This is a genomic window from Frankia sp. CcWB2 (assembly GCF_977927585.1).
The window spans coordinates 1-4,761 of record NZ_CDWRCM010000049.1 but is presented as its reverse complement, the minus strand read 5'-3'; the positions used below and the strand labels follow the sequence as shown (position 1 = coordinate 4,761).

Annotated in this window: 4 protein-coding genes; 1 reads left to right on the top strand and 3 read right to left on the bottom strand. The window is 70.3% G+C overall.

From position 1 onward, the window contains the following. Positions 1 to 1,807: ABC transporter ATP-binding protein (locus ACY45C_RS07630; RefSeq protein WP_462186932.1), on the top strand; the 1,807-nt coding region annotated here is incomplete at its 5' end. On the opposite strand, the gene ACY45C_RS07625 is transcribed toward ACY45C_RS07630, so the two are convergent. The 3 genes from ACY45C_RS07625 to ACY45C_RS07615 all read right to left on the bottom strand — a co-directional run bounded on the left by ACY45C_RS07625 (position 1,786) and on the right by ACY45C_RS07615 (position 4,513). Beyond that, entirely contained in the window at positions 1,786 to 2,589 is an 804-nt protein-coding gene (locus ACY45C_RS07625; protein WP_462186931.1) for an RCC1 domain-containing protein, read from the bottom strand. The two genes, ACY45C_RS07630 and ACY45C_RS07625, sit on opposite strands and share 22 nt — an antisense overlap. Next, positions 2,589 to 4,091 carry a hypothetical protein gene (locus tag ACY45C_RS07620; protein WP_462186930.1) on the bottom strand — a complete coding sequence of 501 codons (1,503 nt, stop codon included), beginning with the start codon at positions 4,089 to 4,091 and terminating at the stop codon, positions 2,589 to 2,591. The genes ACY45C_RS07625 and ACY45C_RS07620 overlap by 1 nt, the downstream gene beginning before the upstream one ends. Before the next feature lie 161 nt (positions 4,092 to 4,252). Beyond that, positions 4,253 to 4,513 carry a hypothetical protein gene (locus ACY45C_RS07615; protein WP_462186929.1) on the bottom strand — a complete coding sequence of 87 codons (261 nt, stop codon included), beginning with the start codon at positions 4,511 to 4,513 and terminating at the stop codon, positions 4,253 to 4,255. Positions 4,514 to 4,761 lie beyond the last annotated feature (248 nt).

Sequence of the window (4,761 nt, the reverse complement as noted above, 5' to 3'; positions counted from 1 at the left end):
GGGCCGGGTCGTCGCGGTTCTCGTCGGGCTGTCCGTTCTCGGTTCGGCCGCCGTCGCCGCCGGGCCGTTCGTCCTGCGCCATCTCATCGACACGTCGTTGCCCACCGGCCAGGTGCGCGACCTCGTCGTCCCCGTCCTGCTGCTGTGCGCGGTGCTGGTGTTCGAGTCGAGCGTGCTCTCGGCGCGCATGGCGCTCATCGCCCGGCTCGGCGGCGTTGTCTCCGTGCGGATCCGTCAGACGGTGAACGCTCACCTGCAGCGCCTGCCCTTCGCCTTCTTTCCCCGCAGCCAGCAGGGGGAGATGATGACGGTGATGTCCACCGACGTCCTGAACACCCAGAACGCGATCTCCGCCACTGTGCAGGCGGTGATCTGCAGGATCGCGGACATCGTCGTCGGCTCGATCGTCGTCTTCGTGCTGGACTGGCGTCTGAGCCTGGCGGTGATGGTCTTCGCGCCGGCCACGCTGCTGATCGTCCGCTCGGGCCGGCGGCGGCTCGCCGCGCTGTCCACCCGCCAGCGGGAGCTCGACGGTCTGCTCATGGCTCAGGTCGCCGACACCTCGTCAGTCTCCGGGGCGCTGCACGTGCGGCTGTTCGACCGGGTCGACTACGAGCAGACCCGGTTCGACGCGGCGGGCGCCGAGCTGTTCGCCGCCGCCGAGGATCAGGCCCGGCTGATGTCGTGGGTCCGGTTCCTGGTCAACCTCGGGGTCATCGCGACGATGACGGCGGTGCTGGCGCTGGGGGCCTGGCTGGTCTCCAGCGGTCGTACCACGCTCGGGACGGTCGCCGCCTTGGGCGGCGCGTTGCTGGTGGCCTTCGGACCGCTGTCGTCCGCTGTCAACCTGCGTGCGGAGCTCGCGGGCGCGGGCGCGTCCTTCCGGCGGATCTTCGCCCTGTTTGACGTCCCGCAGGACGAGGTACGCCTGAGGTTCGAAGGGGCCCGGGCCCCCGCGCTGACCGTCCCCCGCGCACCGCGGTCCGGGACGGAACCGGCGCCGGCCGCCGCTCGCCGGGGACTCGATGCCGGCCGGGGACTCGACCTGGCGTTCGACGACGTATGGTTCTCCTACGATCTCGCCACGGCCGAGGACTGGCCGGACGGCGACTGGCCGGACGGCAACCCGACGTGGAACCTGCGCGGGGTGACCCTGAAAGTCGCCGCGGGGACGACGGCGGCGGTCGTCGGGGCCAGCGGGGCCGGCAAGACGACCATCGCTTATCTGGCCAGCGGCGTGCACCGGCCGCGGCGCGGCGGCATCCGTCTCGGCGGGGTTCCCCTCGACGACATCCCGCCGGATCGTCTGCACACGATGATCGGCGTCGTCCCTCAGGACCCGCACTTGTTCCATGACACGATCGCGGCGAACCTCCGTTACGGCCGGTTGGACGCGACTGACGACGAGCTGCGTGCCGCCTTGGCGGCCGCCAGCCTCTCCGCCCTGCTCGACCGGCTGCCCGAGGGCCTGGCGACCCGGGTCGGCGCACGGGGCTACCGGTTGTCCGGTGGTGAGCGGCAGCGGTTGGCCATCGCCCGGGTCCTGCTGCAGTCACCACGGGTGCTGGTGCTGGACGAGGCGACCTCGGCGCTGGACACCCTCTCCGAGGCCGCCGTGCGCACCGCCCTCGACCGGCTCGCGGTGGGGCGGACGTGCCTGGTGATCGCGCACCGGCTGTCCACGGTGATTGACGCCGACCGCATCTACGTGATGGACCACGGCCGGGTCGTCGAGGACGGCACGCACAGCGAGCTGCTCGCCGACGGCGGTGCCTACGCCCGCCTCTACCGGCCCACCGCCGTCTGATTGGGTGGGGGGCGATTCCCGGCCGTCCCCGTCATGGTCACGACCCCGTCATGGTCACGACCGGCCAGGGCGTAGCCGGTGTAGTCGCCGGCAGCGATGGCGGTGACGTGGTTCAGGCCGCTGACCTGGACAGGGGTGGTGCTGTCGGTGGTGGTGCCGTCGCCGAGCTGGCCGCTGCCGTTGAAGCCCCAGGCCCGGATGGTGCCATCCCTGCGCAGCGCATATCCCGAGAGCACATCGCCGGCGAGGGCGGTGACATCGTTGAGACCGGTGACCTGGACGGGGGTGGGGCGGTCGGTGGTGGTTCCGTCACCGAGCTGGCCGAAGCTGTTGTCCCCCCAGGCCTGGACGGTCCCGTCGCAGCGCAACGCGTACCCGGAGTTGCTGCCGTCGGCGATGGCGACGACATCGTTCAGGCCGCTGACCTGGACCGGCGTCGAGGCGCCGGTGGTGGTGCCGTTGCCGAGCTGGCCGAAGCCGTTGAAGCCCCAGGCCCAGGGGATGCCGTGGGGAGCCTGCGTGTGCTGGGCGGATGCCTCGGTAGGCGTGCCGGCCGGTTGTCCTGGGGCGCCGCACCGCGGGCGGTGGCCGGCAGCAGCAGCGCAGTCGTGACCGCGGCGACCGCCGTTCCCTGCTTGTTGCCGTGCCGTCTTCCCTGTTGCTGACCCGTCACTGGTTCTCCCTGTGCGTTCGATCCCCCTTTGATTGCTCAGAGTAAGAGTAAGTTTCGGAAAGTAGTCGAATGGGCGTGAGGTGCGGCGAGTCGGCCGGCGGGAGGCCATTACCCGCGTCGGCCGCCTTCCCGGTGCGCCCGGACCGCCCGCAGCACGCCCCGGGCGAGCAGGAACAGCACGAACAGCATCCCGACGGCCGGCAGCGAGACCAGCAGCGCGGAGACGACCTCCGCGAATGCGGTGACCAGCTTCCCGTCACGGGTCGCCCGGCCCGCCAGCCCGAGATAGTCCCACATGGCCCGGGTCGTCCGGGTAAGCACGAACGGAACCGAGACCATGAGCACGACCAGGTTCACCAGGATCAGCGGTGCCGCGAGCAGTGCCCAGGCGGTCACCACGATCCGGGCCGACCGGGTCAGCCCGTCCGGTTGGCTCCGGTTGTCCGGCGGGGTCAGCCCGTCCGGCCGGGCCCGTCCCGCCGATCGGGCATGCCGCCCGCGCGGGAGGCGGTTGCGCCGCCGTGGCAGCGTCGCGCGCAGCGTCGGCCCCATCCGGTTGAACAGGTCCGGTACCCCGGCCAGGTCGCTGACGATGTAGTAGCCGTCCAGCCGGACGAAGGGCGCAAGCTGGCGCATGGCATCCAGGTGGACGAGGACGACGGCGGTCACCAGCACACCGGCGTGGGTGAGCGCGAGAGCCCCGGCGAGCAGCAGAACGAACAGTCCGTTGAAGTAGATGCCGCCGAGGTCGGTGCGCAGCCGGCCGAGCCGGCTCAGCCGGTAGGAGTCGGTGACGTCGGTGAAGAAGGCCGGCCACACCAGGTACATGCCGAAACCGATGACTCCCGGGCGGGCACCGCCGTAGTGGCAGGCCGCGGCGTGCCCGCATTCGTGGAACAGTGCGCCGACGAGGGCCAGGCCGACCACCACCAGGATCAGCGCCGGGGTCGCGAGCACCTCCGCCGCGCTGTCCCGGACGCTGTGCCGGCCGAATATCCACACGTCGGTGGCCACCAGCAGGGCCAGCAGCAGGGCCACGGCCGCTGGCCGGAACAACATCGCGAACACTCGGCTGACTCGGTGCACGGCCGGCGCGGGTAGCAGGGTGTGCCGGGCGGCGAGTGTGAACAGCGCCTTCGCCCGGGGCGCCGGAGTGGCACCGTTCTCGCTGGCGATCAGGCCGAGTGGCATGAGCCGATCCACCACGAGGTACGCGACGTCGGCGCCACTCACCCGGCGGGCGCAGACCCCCGTGACCCGGTCGGCAATCGCGGCGACGTCGCGGGCGCCGTCTGCCGCCTCGAGGATGTGCGCGAGCAGTTCGGTGAGCGCGACGACCTGACCGTCGGCGCGGCGGGCCAGGAAGACGGGCCGGGCCAGGCCCGACCCGGTGAACTCGCCGAGTAGCGCCAGGCCGTCGGCCCGGCTCGGTCTGGCGGGTACCTCGGCCGGCCCAGGAACGCCCGTCGGATCGGCGAGGCTGGCGACGCCGGCGATGTCGCTGACGCCGGCGAGGCTGGCGACGCCGGTGAGTCCGGGCGCCCGGTCCGATTCGGAAGGTGCCGGCGGCATCGTTGTCGGCCGGGTGGACGACCGGGTGGACTCGGTCATCTGCGTCCCATCCTCATTGTCATGAACTGGCGGGAAGCCGGCCGGCCGCCGGTCCGTCGACCGGCGGCCGGCCGGGTGACCACCCCCGGAGGAATCCGGCGGTGTATCTGTCGGTCGTAGCCGTAAAGCGGTAAAGCGGTAAAGCCGTAAAGAGGTCGGTGTTATCTCTGGATGATGATGTTGATGCTCGGTACCAGTGTGATGAGAATGGGCAGGAATCCACCGGCGACCTGCGGCTCCGCATGAGCGTCGATCTGTGCCATTTTCGACCAGGGGGAGCCGACCGGGAAGAAGGTTGGGTCAAACTCCTTCCGACCGACCTCGACCGCGGCGAGAGTCGTTCGCTCGGGCAGTAGTTCCGCCCATTCCAAGAACAGTTCTCCATTCAGCTCGTCGGCGCAGTTGCCCGTGATATCGTTCATCCTTGTTTCCCACCGATCTGAGTTGCCTCGGATATTCAGGCGGTGGGAACGCTAGCCACCGCTCAATCTGGTGGCCAGCACCTGCACAGGGTGTGTCACGGTGCGGTCGTGCCCAGCGTCAGTCGAAACTTCGGCTGGCTTTCTCGGATCGATCTGACTGAGGTGAGGGCATGCTTTCCGGCCGACCGAAGGATATTCGGTCGGCCGGTGGTCTGTCTCTTATACACATCTGACGCTGCCGACGAATT